5 protein-coding genes are annotated in these 18695 nt (G+C 71.4%); all 5 read left to right on the top strand.

Annotated elements, in window-relative coordinates; all coding sequences use genetic code 11:
* Nucleotides 1–77: 77 nt before the first annotated feature.
* The 5 genes from ACMXGY_RS05155 (at nucleotide 78) to ACMXGY_RS05175 (ending at nucleotide 18492) form a co-directional block, all read left to right on the top strand.
* Nucleotides 78–4271 carry a beta-L-arabinofuranosidase domain-containing protein gene (locus ACMXGY_RS05155; RefSeq protein ID WP_483775815.1) on the top strand — a complete coding sequence of 1398 codons (4194 nt, stop codon included), beginning with the start codon at nucleotides 78–80 and terminating at the stop codon, nucleotides 4269–4271.
* 788 nt (nucleotides 4272–5059) lie between these two features.
* Nucleotides 5060–7948, top strand: coding sequence for a beta-xylosidase family glycoside hydrolase (locus ACMXGY_RS05160; protein WP_483775816.1), 2889 nt, complete (start codon nucleotides 5060–5062; stop codon nucleotides 7946–7948).
* A 108-nt stretch (nucleotides 7949–8056) separates the two neighbouring features.
* Nucleotides 8057–10477, top strand: coding sequence for a family 43 glycosylhydrolase (locus tag ACMXGY_RS05165; protein WP_483775817.1), 2421 nt, complete (start codon nucleotides 8057–8059; stop codon nucleotides 10475–10477).
* Between the two features lie 343 nt (nucleotides 10478–10820).
* Complete coding sequence (locus ACMXGY_RS05170; protein ID WP_483775818.1) at nucleotides 10821–15770, top strand: family 43 glycosylhydrolase; 4950 nt, start codon at nucleotides 10821–10823, stop codon at nucleotides 15768–15770.
* 109 nt (nucleotides 15771–15879) lie between these two features.
* Nucleotides 15880–18492, top strand: coding sequence for an immunoglobulin-like domain-containing protein (locus ACMXGY_RS05175; RefSeq protein ID WP_483775819.1), 2613 nt, complete (start codon nucleotides 15880–15882; stop codon nucleotides 18490–18492).
* Nucleotides 18493–18695 lie beyond the last annotated feature (203 nt).

Genomic DNA, 18695 nt, shown 5'->3' on the forward strand with positions numbered 1-18695 from the left:
GCGCGGGCCGCACAGCACGACGACTTCGCACGTCCCGACGTGCGGGCGACGACGCCCGCGTGACACGAGGAGCAACGATGCACCCGAGAACGACCGACGGAACGACCGACGGCGTGCGCCGTCGACCCGGCGGGGCGACCCGGTTCGCCGCCGTCGCGGCGGCTGCCGCGCTCGCCCTGACCGCGTGGGCGCCGACCGCCGCCGCTGCCGACGCCGCGCTCGGCGAACCCGTCCTCGACCTCGCGTTCGAGGGCGACGTCGCGGACTCGGGGCCGCTCGCGCACCCCGTGGCGCTGCGGGGCCACAGCGGCTCCGCGCCCACGGGGTACTCGTACGTCGAGGGCGTGACGCCCGGTTCGCAGGCGCTGCGGCTCGAGGGGAACACGTACCTTGACCTCGGTGCGTCGACCGCGCTGCAGCCCGAGGACCTCACGCTGTCGTTCTGGGTCGAACCGAGCGGGAAGCTGTCGGGCGAGCACGTCGTCACGTGGAACAAGCGCGCCTACAACTCCGACGGCTGGTACCTGTCGTCCGAGTCCGATACCGTGCCGCTCGCCCTGTCGATCGGCCCGGCGAGCGGGCAGCCGTACAAGGTGCGCGTCGCGAGCTCGGACCGCGCGTCCTTCTTCCCGGCGGACGAGTGGACGCACGTCGTCGTCACGTACGACCACACGACCAAGGACGTCGCGTTCTACCGCAACGGCGAGAAGGTGCCGTCCACCGTGGCGAACGCGGTCGGGGGAGACGCCACGGGCGTGCTGGGGTCGGACCCCGCCCTGCCGAAGACCGTCGGCTTCAACGGGCCGCAGTACAACGGCGCGTACCTCCGTGCCGCGCTGGACCAGTACCGCGTGTACGACGGCGTCGCGCACCTCGCGGACGTCGTCGGCCTCTACGAGGAGTCAGGCAGGATGATCGACCGCGACGCGATCGCCCAGGACGACGCCGACGGGCTGTCGCTGCCCGAGCGCGCCACGGTGGCCCTCGTGCTTCCCGCCACGGGGTCGCGCGGGTCGACGGTGACCTGGACGTCGTCGGACCCTGACGTCCTCGGGACCGACGGCACGGTGGTCCGGCCCGAGATCGGTGCGGACGACGCGCACGTGACGCTCACCGCGACCGTGCGCTACCTCGACGGCGAGCCGGTGACGCGCGACTTCGAGGTCGTGGTGCCCGCGCTCGTGGACGAGACCCCGCTCGAGGACACAGCGCTGCCGTCCGTGCTGCTGTCGGACGACTTTCTCCAGAACGCTGCGGCGAAGGAGCACGAGTACCTGCTCAGCCTCGACTCCGAGACGTTCCTGTACGAGTTCTACAAGGTCGGCGGGCTGACCCCGACGACCGCCGCCGGGTACGGCGGCTGGGAGCGCAGCAACGCCGTGAACTTCCGCGGTCACGCGTTCGGGCACTACATGTCGGCCCTCGCGATGTCGTGGTCGTCGACGTCGGACCAGGCGACCAAGGACGCGCTGTTCACCGAGATCGAAGAGGCTGTCGGCGGCCTGTCGCGCGTCCAGGACGCGTACGCGACCGCGCACCCCGGCTCAGCGGGCTACGTGTCGGCCTTCCGTGAGTCGATCCTCGACGAGGTGCAGGGCACCGGGTCGTCCGACGAGAACGTCATCGTGCCCTGGTACAACCTGCACAAGGTGCTCGCCGGCCTGCTCGACGTCGCCGAGTACGTCGACGGGCCCGTGGGGGACGAGGCGCTCGCCGTCGCGACCGACTTCGGCCTCTACGTGCAGGGCCGCGTCTCGCAGCTCCCGAGCACCGACATCATGCTGCGCACCGAGTACGGCGGCATGAACGAGGCCCTCTACGAGCTGTTCGACCTCACGGGAGACGTGCGCATCAAGGAGGCGGCCGAGGCGTTCGACGAGGTGACGTTCTTCCGCCAGCTCGCCGCGGGCCAGGACGTCCTGCCGGGCAAGCACGCCAACACGCAGATCCCCAAGCTGCTCGGGGCGCTCAAGCGCTACCGCGTCTTCACGCAGAACCCCGAGTACTACGAGCTGCTCACGCCCGCCGAGAAGGACGAGCTGCCGATGTACCTCGCGGCGGCGGAGAACTTCTTCGACATCGTCGTGCGCGACCACACGTACGTCACCGGGGCGAACAGCCAGGCCGAGCACTTCCACGCGCCCGGCTCCCTGCACGAGCGCGCCGCCGAGCAGGGCACGGCGCGCAACGCCGAGACGGCCGAGACGTGCAACGAGTACAACATGCTCAAGCTGTCGCGCGAGCTGTTCAAGCTGAGCAAGGACGTGCGGTACGCCGACTACTACGAGAACGCGTTCATCAACACGATCCTCTCCTCGCAGAACCCCGAGACCGGCACGACGACCTACTTCAACCCCATGGCGTCGGGCTACCACAAGGTCTTCAACCTGCCCTTCACCGAGTTCTGGTGCTGCACCGGGACGGGCATGGAGAACTTCTCCAAGCTCGGGGACTCGATCTACTTCACCGGCCAGGGCACCGTGTGGGTCAACCTGTTCTTCTCCTCGACCTTCGAGCACGCGGAGCAGAACCTGCGCCTCACACAGGAGGCGAACCTGCCGAACGAGGACACGGTGACGTTCCGCGTCGAGGCGCTCGACGGCGGCGCGGTCGCCGAGGGCGCGACCCTGCGGCTGCGCGTGCCGTCGTGGATCGCGGGCGACCCGACGCTCGAGGTGAACGGCGCCGTCGTGCAGCCGGACGTGACCCGCGGGTACGTCGTGCTGCCCGTCGCCGCAGGCGACGAGATCCGGTACACGATGCCGATGGCGGTCTCCGTGGTCGACACCCCGGACAACCCCTACTTCGTCGCGTTCCGCTACGGGCCGGTCGTGCTCTCCGCCGACCTCGGGGCGGTCCCCGAGCCTGCGTGGCAGGGCACGGGCATCCTCGTGCGCTCGTCGACCCGCGACGAGGACGCCCAGACCACGATCACCGCGGCGAACATGGGCGCGGACGAGTGGAAGGAGCGCATCACCGAGAACTTGGTGCGCGTCGAGGACGCGGCGGACGGGCGTGTGCAGTTCCGCCTGCGCAACACCGCCGACGGGGACGGCCTCGTCTTCACGCCCCACCACACCAACTGGGACGTCACGTACGGCCTGTACCTGAACCTCGACGAGCCCGACTCGGCGGCGTCGCAGGAGCGCATCCTGCGCGCCAAGGAGGAGCTGCGCGACGCCGACCGGACGGTCGACGAGCTGACGAGCTTCGACAACAACAACTTCGAGAACGCGAAGAACCTCCAGCAGAGCGGGTCCTCGGTCGGCGCGTTCAACGGCCGCCAGTTCCGCCACGCGAACGGCACCGGGTGGTTCAGCTACGACCTCATGATCGACCCGTCCTCGTCGACGAACCACCTCGGCGTGACTCTCTACTCGGGCGACCAGGGACGGACGTTCGACGTGTACGTGAACGACGAGAAGCTGAAGACGGTCACCACGGTCGCGAACGCCCCGAACAAGGACGAGCAGGGCTTCTACGTCGACACGACGCAGCTCCCGGCGAAGTACCTGGAGCTCGGTGAGGGCACCCGCTGGAAGGTCGACAGCGCGGGGGAGTACGTGCTCGACGAGGACGGCGAACGCATCCCCGTCGTCACCGTGCGGTTCCAGGCCACCGGCGGCTGGGCCGGCGGCGTGTTCGGCGTGCGGATCGACCGCGCGGCGTCGTACGACACGACGCCGGGGCTCGCGGCGCTCGCGTTCGACACCGGCACGCTCGCGCCGGCGTTCGACCCCACGGTCGCCGACTACACCCTCACGGTGCCCGACGGCACGACGAGCGTCGTCCTCGACGCCGACCCGCACCTCCCGAGCGGCCTCGTCCGCGTCGACGGCGTGCTGATCGACGACACCCAGGGCCGCGTCGTGACCCTGCCGACGGACGGCTCGGGCCGGACGCTCGAGATCGTCGGCGTCGCGCAGGACCACGAGACCGCGACCACGTACACGGTCGAGATCGTGCCCGGCACGGACGCCACGGTCCCGCTCGACGCCGAGGTGTCCACTCGCTGCCTCGCGGGCACGGTCTACGTCGCGGTCCGGGCGACGAACACAGGCGACGCCCCGGTCGACGTGACGCTCTCGACGCGGTTCGGCGAGAAGGCGTTCACCGCCGTCGCGCCGGGCAAGGCCGCGTACCAGTCGTTCACGACACGGTCGGCCTCGGTCGAGCCAGGCTCGGTGACCGTCACCGGCACGGCGACGCTCGACGGCGAACAGGTCACCTCCATCGTCGACCTCGCCTACGACGCGCGCACCTGCGCCTGATCGTGGTCGGTCCGCGGGTGGGGAGGCGTCGGTGCTCGGGCCGGGTCGGGCTGCTTGTGGTCGGGTCCGCGGGTGGGGCGGCGTCGGTGCTCGGGCTGTCCGCGCCGTCGCCCTGGTCTGTCCGGTGTGGGTCTGGGGAGCGCGGCCTTGACGCCCTTCGCATCCGACGCCGCCCCACCCGCTCAGCCATCACCTCACCCGCGATCGCTGCCGCCCAAGCCTGCCGAAGCAGAACCCGGGTCTGCCGAGGTAGAACCCCGGTCGGGCGAGGTAGAACCGTGGTCTGCCCGACGACGGCGGCAGCTGGCTGGGTGCGCGAGCCCGCCCGGGTTCCGGTCGGGCAAGGCCGCGCGGGCCGATCTCCGAGCCGAGCCCGCTCGCCTGCTCGACGAGCCACGGTCGGTCGGGCGGGGCGGGTGCGACCACCTGCTCGGCGAGGCGCTGCGGTGCCGCGCCGGGGTGAGCCCGCCGACCGGCCCTGCCCGGCACCCGGGCGGGTCGCCCGGGTGGACGAAGACCAGGGTGGGTCGATGCCGGGAGGGGTGGGTGGGGGCGCCGCGTCGTGGTCGGGCCTGGCGGGAGCCGCGAGGAACGAGCGGCGGATGGTAGACGCGGCGCCCCCACCCACCCCGACACCCAACCCGACCACGCGCCGTCGGACACGACCACGGTTCTATCTCGCGCAACCACGGTTCTACCTCGGCGTTTCGATATCGATGCCGACACCGATTTTCACAGCAAGCGCACGACACACATCGACGAAGCACGACCACACGGAGGAGGACGACATGGCACGACACAGGAGGACGGCGGTCGCCGTCGCGGTGGCCGGCGCTCTCGCGCTTGGGACGACGACCGGCGCGGCGCAGGCCGTGGACGGTACGACGGCCGAGCCGGGAGCGAGCACGATCAGCGGGCTGACGACCACGGACCACGGCGACGGGACGTACGGCGTCCCGCTGCTGAGCAGCGACGTGCCGGACATCTCGGTCACGCGCGTCCCGGCCGCCGAGAACGACGAGGGCCGCGACGTCTACTACATGATCAGCACGACGATGCACCTGGCCCCCGGGGCGCCGATCATGAAGTCGTACGACCTCGTGAACTGGGAGATCGTCAGCTACGTCTACGACCGTCTCGGCACGGGCGACGTGTCGTCGCTGCGCAACGGGCAGAACGGGTACGGCAACGGGCAGTGGGCGTCGTCGCTGCGCTACCACGACGGCACGTTCTACGTCGTGTTCAACACCAACGACCTGGGCGGGTCGTTCCTCTTCCGCACGGACGACGTCGAGGACGGCGCATGGGAGCGCACGCCGCTCGGCCGCGGGCTGCACGACCCCTCGCTGTTCTTCGACGAGGCCGACGGCGGGACGCCGTACATCTTCTACGGCTCGGGTGCGACGAGCGCGGTCCGGCTGAACGACGACCTCACCGCGATCGTCGCGGACTACCCGAACATCTTCCGCGCGAGCGACTACGCAGGGCAGCCGTTCATCGGCGGGCTGTTCGAGGGTGCGCAGGTCCACTACATCGACGGTGAGTACTACGTCGCGATCATCACGTGGCCGAGCGGTCAGAACCGTCAGGAGGTGCTGTTCCGCTCGCCGCACCTGCTGGGGCGCTACGAGACCGAGGACGGCTCCAACCCGTACGAGGCGCGCAGCGCGCTGAACTCGGACGGGTTCGCGCAGGGCGGCCTCGTCGAGGTGCCCGACGGCGAGGGCGGCTACGAGTGGTGGGGCATGTTCTTCCGCGACACGTACCCGCTCGGGCGGATCCCGGCGCTCATCCCCGCGACGTGGGAGGACGGCTGGCCGACGTTCGGTGACGACGGCGTGGTCCGGGTGGGCGACTCGTTCGCCAAGCCGATCGTGCTCGACGAGGCGACGGAGCGGCGCGAGCGGCTCAAGAGCATCGTCGCGTCGGACGACTTCGCGAACGACGCGGAGCACCGCGCCTTCAGCGACACGGTCTGGGAGATCCCCGACGCACCGGACCACGACGAGTCGCTGCTCGGCGTCGAGCTCGTGGGCAACCCCGGGTTCGAGGACGCGACGACCGCGCCGTGGGGCGCGCAGTTCGGCGCGGCGATCACGCGTGAGACGAGCGGCCCGGCGTCGGGCACCGCGGCGCTGCGCGTGAGCAACCGGACGCTCAACGGGTCGGGTCCGAACCAGCAGCTCGGCGGGAAGATCCAGGCCGGGGTGACTTACGAGGTCTCCGCGCGGGTGCGGTACGCCCAGGGCCCGGCCCAGGTGCGGTTCAACCTCGTCGGCGACTGGGGCGCGGGCGTCAAGACCCTCGCGTGGGCGGACGCGACGCCGGGGGAGTGGACGACGGTCAGCGGCACCTACACCGTCCCGAGCGGCACGGACGTGTCCGCGTTCAAGCTCGCCGTCGAGACGCCGTGGGCCAACCCGCAGCCGCCGTCGTCGAGCGTCGAGTACCTGCTCGACGACGTCTCCGTCGTGGGCCTGACGCCGACGGTCGAGCACCCGGCGCTCGAGGAGGTGTCGTACAACGGGTCCGACCTCGACGTCGCGTGGCAGTGGAACCACGCGCCGGACAACCGCTACTGGTCCCTCACGGAGCGCGAGGGCTGGCTGCGCCTGACCAACGGCCACGTCGTCACGGGCGAGGCCGAGTACACGAAGGCGCCCGGGCGCGACCTCACGTACCTGGAGGAGGCCCGCAACACGCTCGGCCAGCGCACGTTCGGGCCTACCTCCTCGGCGGAGACCCGCCTCGACGTCTCGGGCATGCGCGACGGCGACGTGGCGGGCCTCGCGGTCTACGGCCGCAGCTTCGCGTACGCCGGGATCCAGCAGGTGGACGGCGATCGCACCCTCGGGCTCGTCACGCGCCTGCAGCCGTTCACCGACACGATCGACCGTGACGCGGTCGAGTCGTTCGTCGCGGGGTCGCAGGTGCCGCTCGGTGAGCACACCGACGTCCACGTCAAGGCAGACGCAGACTTCGCGTCGCCGAACGGTCAGCTCTGGGTGCAGTACTCGTACAGCCTCGACGGCCGGACGTGGCAGCCGCTCGGTGCACGGCAGGGGCCGCTCGTCATGGACTGGAGCCTGTCGCACTTCATGGGCTACCGGTTCGGGCTCTTCTCCTACGCCAAGGAGCAGACCGGCGGGCACGTGGACGTCGACCACTTCCTCCTGAGCGACACGCTCGACGCCGACGGCGGCGCGGACCGCACCGCGCTCGACGCCGTCGTCGCCGAGGCGGAGGCGCTCGACCCGGCGGCGTACACGCCCCAGTCGTGGGCCGCCGTCGAGCAAGGGCTCGCCTGGGCCCGTGCCACGACTGCGCCGTCGACCCAGAACCAGGCCGACGCCCCGGCGCGTGCGCTCGCGCTGGCGGTCGCGTCGCTCGTCGAGGCCGAGGCGCCCGCGGTGGCGTTCACGGCCGAGGCGAGCGTGCGCGCGATGGCCGGCAAGGACTACGTGGCCGTCCGCGTGACGAACGACGACGACGTCCCCGTCGACGTCGCCGTGTCCACGCCCTACGGCAGCCGCACCTTCGCCGGCGTCGCGCCGGGCGCGAACGCCTACCAGGCGTTCGCGACCCGCGCCGCGGACGCGCCCGCCGGAGAGGCGACCGTCACCGTCACGCGCCCGTCCGACGGCGCGTCGACCACCCGGACGGTCGCCTACGGCTGACCGACGGACCGACGAGAGGAGAGGTTCGACGACGGCACGGGCGCCGTCGCACGACCGTCCCGCGCACCGCGCGGACGGGATCAGCAGGACATCGATCGAGGAGGATCCATGGACAAGCACCACCGCAGACGACGCCGCGTGCGCGGCGCCCTCGCCGGGGCGGCGCTCGCGACGCTGCTCTCGGCGTCGTTCGCCGCGCTGCCCTCGCAGGCCGCGGACGAGGAGCTGGTCGTCAACGGCGGCTTCGAGGACGGCACCACGGGCTGGTTCGTCAACGACGGGAACGCGACCGACGAGGCCGTGCTCTCGACGACGGACGCCGCGTTCTCGGGCGCCGCGGCCGCGCTCACGACCGAGCGCGCGACGACGGGCTCGGGCCCGATGCAGGATCTCAGCGGGAAGGTCCAGGCCGGCCAGACCTACGAGCTGACCGGCAGGATCAGGTACGACGCCGCGGACGCGCCCGCGACCAAGCAGTTCTTCGCCACGATGCACTACGGCGGCGGGACGTACACGAACCTCGTCAGCGTCACCGCGACCAAGGGCCAGTGGGCGACGTTCGACGGAACGTTCACGATCCCGGCGAGCCAGGGCGTCGCCACGGCGCGACTGTTCTTCGAGACGCCGTGGACATCCAACCCGTCCGCCGACCCCGCCACGCACCTCATGGACTTCGTGCTCGACGACGTGTCGGTCGTCGGGGCGCCGCCGCCCAAGCCGCCGTCGAGGACGATCGAGGTCGTCGGGAAGCTCCCCGGCGAGCACAACCCGCTGATCTCCCACAAGTTCGGGGCCGACGGGTTCGGGTTCGTCGAGGACGGGCGCGTGTACATGTACATGACGAACGACACGCAGGGGTACGCCCCCGACCCGGTGACCGGCGTCTCCCCGCAGATCAACTACGGGAACATCAACCAGATCACCGTCATCTCGTCCGAGGACCTCGTGAACTGGACGGACCACGGCGAGATCCAGGTCGCGGGGCCGAACGGCGTCGCGCCGTTCACGAACAACTCGTGGGCACCCGGCATGGCCAAGAAGGTCGTGGACGGCGTGGAGAAGTACTTCCTCTACTACGCCAACGGCGGCGGCTCCTCGAACGTGATCACGGGGGCGTCGGCGCTGGGACCGTGGACGAGCGAGCGCGACAGCACCCTCATCGACGGCCGGACCCCGGGCGCCGAGGCCGTGGCGTGGAAGTTCGACCCGGCCCCGCTCGTCACCGACGACGGCGACGCGTACCTCTACTTCGGTGGCGGTCCCGCGTCGACGTCGATGCCGGCGGCGGAGCGCTTCAACAACCCGAAGAACATCCGGGTCATCGAGCTGGGCGACGACATGGTCTCGACGCAGGGCACCGCGGCCGTCGTGGACGCGCCCGTCGCGTTCGAGGCGGCGCAGGTGTTCGAGCGCGAGGGGAAGTACTACCTCTCGTACTCCTCGCACTTCGGCGGCAACGACTTCGGCGGCAACCAGACGCCGCTGCCGGGCTACCCGGGCGGCGGGCAGATCGGCTACATGATGTCCGACGACCCGATGTCGTTCCCCAAGGAGGCGTACGCGGGCGTGCTGTTCCCCAACCAGTCGCAGTTCTTCGGCGCGGGCACCGGGGGCAACAACCACCAGTCCGTGTTCGAGCTCGACGGGAAGTACTACTTCACGTACCACGCGCCGACGCTCAACAAGCGGATCAACGGGAGCACGACGCAGGGGTACCGCAGCCCGCACATCCAGGAGCTGGCGTTCAACGCGGACGGCACGATCCAGCAGGTGGTCGGGACGTACGCGGGCCCGGAGCAGGTCAAGGACCTCGACCCGTTCCAGGTCCTCGAGGCCGAGACGTTCGCGTGGCAGCAAGGCCTCGCGACGGCGAAGGTCGACGGCGGCTCCGCACAGTTCGGCGAGGGCGCCCCGAACCTCGTCGTGCGCGACGTGGACGACGGCGACTGGTCCGCGCTCTCGGCGGTCGACTTCGGCGCCGGCGCCGCGAGCCTGACCGCTCGCGTCAAGCCGCTCGTCGAAGGAGCGCACGTCGAGGTGCGGCTCGACGACCGCGAGGGTCCCGTCGTCGGGACCGTCGAGCTCGACTCCCCGGCGGGCGAGTGGTCTGACGTGACCGCGAACCTCGAGGGTGTCGCGGGCGTGCACGACGTGTACCTCACGTTCGCGGGGCCGCAGGACGCCGACCTCGTCGAGGTCGACACGTGGGAGTTCGCCGCCGAGGCGACCGGCCCCGCCGTCGACCTCGACGTGACGGCCGACACGCGCTGCCTCGCGGGCAAGGCCTACGTCGCCGTGCGTGCGACGAACGCGGGCGACACGCCCGCCGACGTCTCGATCGCGACGCCGTACGGCACGCGCGTCGTCTCCGACGTCGCACCGGGGAAGAACGCCTACCAGTCGTTCGCGGTGCGCTCGACGTCGGTCGCGGTCGGCAGCGTGACAGCCACCGGGACCGCGGTGGTCGACGGCGCGGACGTGAGCACGCCGTACGAGGTGCCGTTCGACGCGCTCACCTGCGGGGGCTGAGGACGGGACGGACGGCGCGCACGTCGCGCCGGGACGTCCCGCGAGCGGGTCGGCGTCGCGACGCCGACCCGCTCTGCCCCGACCTGCGTCGAGTGATGCATCAACGGTCGAGTGATGCACGCCTGCGTGCATCCCTCGGCCCGAAGTGCAGCACTCGACCCGAAGGCGTGGCTCCCTGGCCCTGTCGGAGCCGGACCCCCGGGCACATTCGACATCGGTTTCGACGGGGAGGGCGGCCTCGGGCCCTCGTCATGTTCGCGCTAACATGTTAGCGTTCACACGCGCGTCCGACGGAGGACGCGCGGCCGGCGGTGCCGCCGGGCACGACGACGAGGAGTCACCGATGACCTCACGCCAGCAACCCCCGCCGACGAGGACCGAGACCGCCCGACGCCGTCGCTCGCTCGCCGCGCTCCTCGGCCTCACGCTCGTCGCGCCGCTCGTGTCCACAGGAGCCGCAGGCGCGGCGACCGTGGCGGCGACGACGCCCGCGGACGTCTCGACGGCCGTCGCCGCGGCGCCCTCCGCCGACGGCCTGCGTCTCTGGCTCCCGCTCGACGAGACGGGGGGCACCGTCGCGCACGACGCGTCGGGCAGCGGCCTCGACGCCACGCTCGTCGGTTCCGGTGGCGGCTGGAACCCTGGCCAAGGGCTGACGTTCGGGGGCACCAACCACGTCGACCTCCCGGACGACCTGCTCGCGGGCTACGACGCCGTGACGGTGAGCGCCGACGTCTGGGTCGACCCGACGCTGTCCGGCAACTACTTCTTCTACACCCTCGGGAACCCTGCGGTCGGGAGCCCGCAGTCCGGGAACGGCTACCTCTTCTCGACCGGCAACCCGAACTACCGGGCGACGATCTCCGACCTCGCCTGGGGCCGCGAGCAGAACACCGTCAAGGCTCCGGCCGGTGCGCTCGCTCGGGGCGTCTGGAAGACCGTCACCTACACGCTCGGCGGCGGCACCGCCCGTCTCTACGAGGACGGCGCGCAGGTCGGGCAGAACACGGCCGTGACGATCACGCCCGGCGCGGTCGGCGGCGGCACCACGACTGCGAACGCGCTCGGGAAGTCGGCCTACGCCGCGGACAACCTCTTCAAGGGCCGCATGAAGGACTTCCGGCTCTACGACCGCGCGCTCACGGCGCAGGAGGTCGCCGACCTGGCGAGCGCAGGGGCCGACGCAGCAGTGGCCGCCGATGCCGCCGCGCTCGACCTGGGCGACACCAGCGCGGTCGTCACGGACCTCGCGCTCCCCGCGAAGGGCGTCGGCGGCTCGACGGTCACGTGGGCCAGCTCCGACGAGGGCGTCGTCTCGGCGAGCGGCGCGGTCACGCGCCCCGCGGGCGACGAGCCCACGACGGCGACGCTCACCGCGACCGTCACGCTGCGCGGCGCGACCGAGACGCGCGCGTTCGACGTCACGGTCCTCCCGGGCGACGGCGACCAGGCGAAGGCCGACGCCGCGGCCGCCGCGCTCGAGGTGCCGAACCTCGACGACGTGCGCGGGAACCTCACCCTGCCCACGACCGGGCTGCACGGCGCGAGCGTGGCCTGGGCGACGTCGTCGGGCGCGATCACGCCGACGGGCGAGGTGACTCGTCCCGAGCCCGGTGCGGAGGCGGGGAGCGTGATCCTCACGGCCACGGTGACCGTGGGCGCGGCCACGGCCACGCGCGAGCTCCAGGCGCACGTGCCGCCGCTGCCCGAGCAGGAGGACCTTGCGGGCTACCTGTTCTCGTACTTCGTCGGCGAGGGCACGGCCACGGGCGAGCAGGTCTACTTCGGGCTCAGCCAGGGCAACGACCCGCTGAAGTACCAGAACCTCAACGACAACCAGCCGGTGCTGACGTCGGAGCTGGGGGAGAAGGGCCTGCGGGACCCGTTCATCATCCGCTCGCCCGAGGGCGACAAGTTCTACCAGATCGCGACCGACCTGCGGATCTACGACGGCAACGGGTGGGACGCGGCGCAGCGGCAGGGCTCGAGGTCGATCATGGTGTGGGAGTCCACGGACCTCGTGAGCTGGACGGACCAGCGCCTCGTGGAGGTCTCGCCGGAGACCGCGGGCAACACGTGGGCGCCCGAGGCGTACTACGACGAGACCATCGGCGCGTACGTCGTGTTCTGGGCCTCGAAGCTCTACGCCGAGGACGACCCGGCCCACACGGGCGACACCTACAACCGCATGATGTACGCCACGACGCGCGACTTCGTGACCTTCAGCGAGGCGCAGGTGTGGGTCGACCCGGGCTACTCGGTCATCGACTCGACCGTGACGCAGCACGACGGCCAGTACTACCGCTTCACCAAGGACGAGCGGAACAACACGTCGTCCACGCCGTGCTCCAAGTTCATCCTCGGCGAGAAGTCGGCCGAGCTGCGCTCGACGGACTACGAGTTCATCACCGACTGCATCGGCAAGGCCAACTCGCTCGGCGGCGGGATCAACCAGGGCGAGGGTCCGACGATCTTCAAGTCGAACACCGAGGAGAAGTGGTACCTCTTCATCGACGAGTTCGGCGGCCGCGGCTACGTCCCGTTCGAGTCGACCTCGCTCGACGCGGCGGAGTGGACGATGTCCACCGACTACGAGATGCCGTCGCGCCCGCGTCACGGCACGGTGCTCCCGGTCACGCAGGCCGAGTACGACCGCCTGCTCCAGACGTACCAGCCCGACGCGTTCGTCGAGTCCGTCGAGGACGTCGAGGTCACCGTGCAGACCGGCTCCGCGCCCGTGCTCCCGGCGACGGTCACCGCACGGTTCGCCGACGGGTCGACCGGCCCGGCCGACGTCACGTGGGACGCGGTCGACCCGGCGTCGTACGCGCAGGCAGGGTCGTTCGAGGTCGGCGGCTCGCTCGGCGGCGGCGTGAGCGTGCGCGCCCGCGCGGTCGTCACGGTGACCGACGACGTCGTCCCGGTCGAGGGCCTGAGCGTCACACCCGAGTCGCTCGAGGTGGGCGTCGGCGGGACGCGGCAGCTCGCCGCGACCGTCACGCCGGCCAACGCGACGGCGCGCGCGATCACGTGGGCGTCGGACGACGCGGGCGTCGCCACGGTCTCGGCCGACGGCGTCGTCACGGGCGTCGGCGAGGGCCACGCGATGATCACGGCGACGACTGCCGACGGGTCGCACACCGCGTACGTCGCGGTCGAGGTGACCACGGAGATCCCGGGCCTCGTCGTGCGGTACGCGCTCGACGAGACGAGCGGCACGTCGGCGGCGAACTCCGCGCCGGAGTCGTCGTTCGGTGCGGCGACGCTCACCAACGGCGCGGCGTTCTCCGGCACGGGCGAGGGAGTGGTCCTCGACGGGACGAACGACTACGTCGACCTGCCCGACCACCTGCTCGCGGGCCTGACCGACGTCACGGTCGCGCTCGACGTCAAGGTCGCGACGGACCAGGCGACGCCGTACTTCATCTACGGGCTCGGCAACACGAGCGGCACGGCAGGCAACGGGTACCTGTTCACGACGGGCAACGCGTACCGCACGTCGATCGCGACGGGGAACTGGAACACGGAGCAGACCGTCACCAAGAACGCGAACCTCCAGCGCGGCGTGTGGAAGCACCTCACCTACGCGCTGTCCGGCACGACGGCCGTGCTCTACGAGGACGGAGTCGAGGTGGGCCGTCAGACCGGCGTCACCATCGACCCGAAGGACATCGGGAACGGCTCGACGCTCGCGAACTACCTCGGCCGCTCGCTGTACTCGGGCGACCGCTACCTCAAGGGCTCGGTGCGCGACTTCCGGGTCTACGACCGCGCGCTCACGGCGGACGAGGTCTACCAGGTCGGCGCCGACCACACCGCGGTCACGGGCGCCGAGCTCGACGCGCTCAAGGTGCCCGCGATCGTCGACGGCGCGAGCTCGACCGTGACGCTCGCGGTCGAGCCCGGTACGGACGTCTCGGCGCTCGCGCCCGTCCTCACGGTCTCCTCCCGCGCCACGGTGACCCCGGAGAACGGCTCGGTGCAGGACTTCACGCAGCCCGTGGAGTACGTCGTGACCGGGCCTGACGGCGCGTCGCGGACCTGGACCGTGCAGGCGAAGGAGATGGGCAGCCCCGTGCTCCCCGGAAGGTACGCCGACCCGAACATCGCGCAGTTCGGCGACACGTTCTACCTCTACGCCACGACCGACGGCACACCGGGCTGGGGCGGCAAGGACTTCTACGTCTGGACGTCCACCGACCTCGTGACGTGGGAGCGCTCGGAGCAGCCGTTCCTCACGCTCGACGGCGCGAACGGGAACGTCCCCTGGGCGACGGGCAACGCGTGGGCACCGACGATCATCGAGCGGGACGGGAAGTACTACTTCTACTTCTCCGGTCACAACCCGACGTACGACCGCAAGACGATCGGCGTCGCGGTGGCCGACAGCCCCGAGGGCCCGTTCACCGCGCAGCCGACGGCGATGATCACGAACGGCGAGGCGGTGACGTCCGGCCAGGCCATCGACCCGGCCGCCTTCCGTGACCCGGAGACCGGGAAGCACTGGCTCCTGTGGGGCAACGGCGGGCCGTCGAACGGCCCGGTCATGGCCGAGCTGGACGACGACATGACGTCGATCAAGCAGGACACGCTGCGGCGCATCCCCGGCCTGACCGACTTCCGCGAGGGCCTGTTCCTCAACTACCGGGACGGCATCTACCACCTCACGTACTCGATCGACGACACGGGCTCGGAGAACTACCGCGTCGGCTACGCGACGTCGGACAGCATCGACGGCCCATGGACGTACCGCGGCGTGATCCTCGAGAAGGACGCCTCGCAGGGCATCCTCGGGACCGGGCACAGCTCGATCCTCCAGGTCGAGGGCACGGACGACTGGTACATCGCGTACCACCGGTTCGCGATCCCCGGCGGCAACGGGACGAACCGCGAGACGACGATCGACCGGCTCACGTTCGGCGAGGACGGTCTCGTCCAGAAGGTCACCCCGACGCTCGAGAGCGTGGACCCGGTCGACGTGTCGCCGGCGCCGACGGTCGAGCTCGACGTCGAGGCCACCCCCCGGTGCCTCGCGGGCAAGGTCTACGTCGCGGTGCGGGCGACGAACGCGGGCGACGTTCCCGCCGACGTCACGCTCGCGACGCCGTACGGGACGAGGACCGTCACCGGCGTGGCGCCCGGAGCGAACGCCTACCAGTCGTTCGCGACCCGCGCGACGTCGGTCCCCGCGGGGACGGTCACCGTCACCGGCACCGCGACTCTCGACGGCCCCGACGGCCCGCACGAGGTCACCACGACCTACGACGTCGCCGTCGACGCCCACACCTGCTGACCGCACACCGCCGACGGGGCACCGCACCCCGCCGAGGTAGGACCAGGGTTCTACCTCGCGGGACCGGGGTTCCTCGGCAGCACGGCTATCTCGACGAGGAGAGGACGACATGATCCGGAGAACCGGACAACGCACGACCGGACGACGACGGGGGGCAGCGGCTCTCGCCGTCGGGCTGGTGGGCGCGCTCACCGCCACGACACTGGGAGCGGCGCTCGCCGCTCCTGCCGCCGCGGACGTCGGCGGCCCCACCGACGACGGGCTCGTCGCCTGGTACCCGCTCGACGCCGCGGCGACGACCGGCGGCACGACGGCGAACCTCGCCGCGGGCTCGGCGTTCGGCCCGGCGACCGTGGTCGGCGGGACGGCGACCGACGCCGGGACCACGCTCGACGGCACCGACGACTACGTCGACCTGCCCGACCACCTGCTGGCCGGGCTCACGGACGCGACGGTGAGCCTCGACGTCCTGGTCGCCCAGGACCAGGCGACGCCGTACTTCGTCTACGGCCTCGGCAACTCGAGCGGGTCGAGCGGCAACGGCTACCTGTTCACGACGGGCAACGCCTACCGGACGTCGATCACGACGGGCAGCTGGTCCACCGAGCAGACCGTGACCAAGGGCTCGAACCTGCAGCGCGGCGTCTGGAAGACCCTGACCTACACGTTGTCCGGCACGACGGCGACGCTCTACGAGGACGGCGTGCAGGTCAAGCAGGCCACGAACGTCACGACCGACCCGGGCCAGATCGGCGGCGGGCAGACGACCGCGAACTACGTCGGCCGCTCGCTCTACTCCGGCGACCGCTACCTCAAGGGCCAGGTGCGCGACTTCCGGATCTACGACCGCGCGCTCACGCCGGCCGAGGCGGGCACCCTCGCCGCCGAGACCTCGACGGCAGCCGCCGACGCCGACCTCGCCGCCCTCGACCTCGGCGACACGAGCGCTGTGACGGGCGACCTCACGCTGCTCACCGCGGGCGCCCAGGGGTCGCTCGTGACGTGGACGTCGTCCGACGCCGACGTCGTGACGACGACCGGGAAGGTCACGCGGCCCGCCGCCGGCGAGGACGACGCGACGGTGACCCTCACCGCGCTCGTCACCCGCGGTGCCGTCGCCCGGACGGCGACGTTCGACGTCACCGTCCTCGCGCACCTCGCGCCCGCCGACGCGGTCGCGTGGGACGCGAGCCACGCCGTCGTGCCGCACCTCGACGACGTGCGCGGCAACCTCACGCTCCCGGCGGACGGTGCCAACGGCTCCGCCCTCACGTGGGCGAGCTCGGACCCCGCGACGATCTCCGCCACGGGCGAGGTGACGCGGCCCGCCCACGGCGAGCCGGCCGCCGTCGTGCAGCTCACCGTCACGGCGACCAAGGACGGCGCGACCGCGACGCACACCTACGACGCGATCGTGCGCCCGCTGCCCGAGGCGGCGGACTACGAGGGCTACTTTTTCCCGTACTTCGAGGGGGAGAGCACCGCGGACGGGGAGTCGGTCTACTTCAGCGCGAGCAAGGGGAACGACCCGCTCGACTGGGTCGAGCTGAACGACGGCGAGCCGGTGCTCACGTCCACGCTCGGCGAGAAGGGTCTGCGCGACCCGTTCATCATCCGCTCGCCCGAGGGCGACCGGTTCTTCCTGCTCGCGACCGACCTGCGGATCTACGGCGGCAACAACTTCGCCAACGCGCAGGAGCGCGGTTCCCTGAGCCTCATGGTGTGGGAGTCGACGGACCTCGTGAACTGGTCGGAGCAGCGCTCGGTCAAGGTCTCGAGCGACTACGCCGGGAACACCTGGGCGCCCGAGGCGTTCTGGGACGCGCAGCGCGGCGAGTACATCGTGTACTGGGCGTCGGCGCTCTACCCGACGACGGACACCGCGGGCCGCCGGATCTCGACGAGCTACCAGCGCATGATGTACGCGACGACGCGCGACTTCGTGACGTTCAGCGAGCCGCAGGTCTGGATCGACGAGCAGCGCGGCGCCGGGCTGGGGATGATCGACTCGTCGATCGTCGAGAACGAGGGGACCTACTACCGGTTCACCAAGGACGAGGCCTACATGATCCCGCGCCTCGAGAAGTCGACCGACCTGCGCTCGACGGACTGGGAGCTCGTGGCCGAGAAGATCGGGTACGGGCAGCCGAACCCGTGGGGCGGGACGCTCACCGCGGGCGAGGGGCCGACGGTCTTCAAGTCGAACACCGAGGAGAAGTGGTACCTCTTCGTCGACCAGCCGAGCTACCACGGCGGGCAGGGGTATCTCCCGCTCGAGTCCACCGACCTCGACTCGGGCGTGTGGACGTCGGTCGACGCCCACCTGCCGAGCAGCCCGCGCCACGGCACGGTCCTTCCGGTCACCGCGGCCGAGCACGCCGCCCTCCTCGCGGCGTACGGCGAGCAGGAGCCGACGCCGGAGCTCGACCTCGTCGTCGACGCCTCGCCGCGGTGCCTCGCCGGCAAGGCGTACGTCGCGGTGCGCGCGACGAACGGTGAGGACGTGCCCGTCTCCGTGACGCTCTCGACGCCGTTCGGGCAGAAGTCGTTCGCGGACGTGGCCCCGGGCAAGAGCGCGTACCAGTCGTTCGCGGCGCGAGCGCCGTCGGCCCCCGCGGGCACGGTGACCGTCACGGGCACGGCGACGATCGCCGGACCCGGCGGGTCGCAGGAGGTGACCTCCACCGTCGACGCGCCGGTCGCCGCACTCGACTGCGCCTGACCCCTCCGCCGAGGGAGGACCCCGGACCGGGGCTCTCCCCCGCCAGGGTGGGGGTGACCACAGACTCCCGGGCGGTGTGCCGGCACCGCCTCGGGTCGGGCCCGGCCCCCGTCGTTCCTCGGAGCGACGGGGGCCGAGCCTTGTGCTGCCCGGAGCGTGGAGACGCGTCGTGGGTGAACCACTTGGACGGATGTTCAGTTCGC

It is taken from the genome of Cellulosimicrobium sp. G4 BAM 1002 (assembly GCF_057126935.1).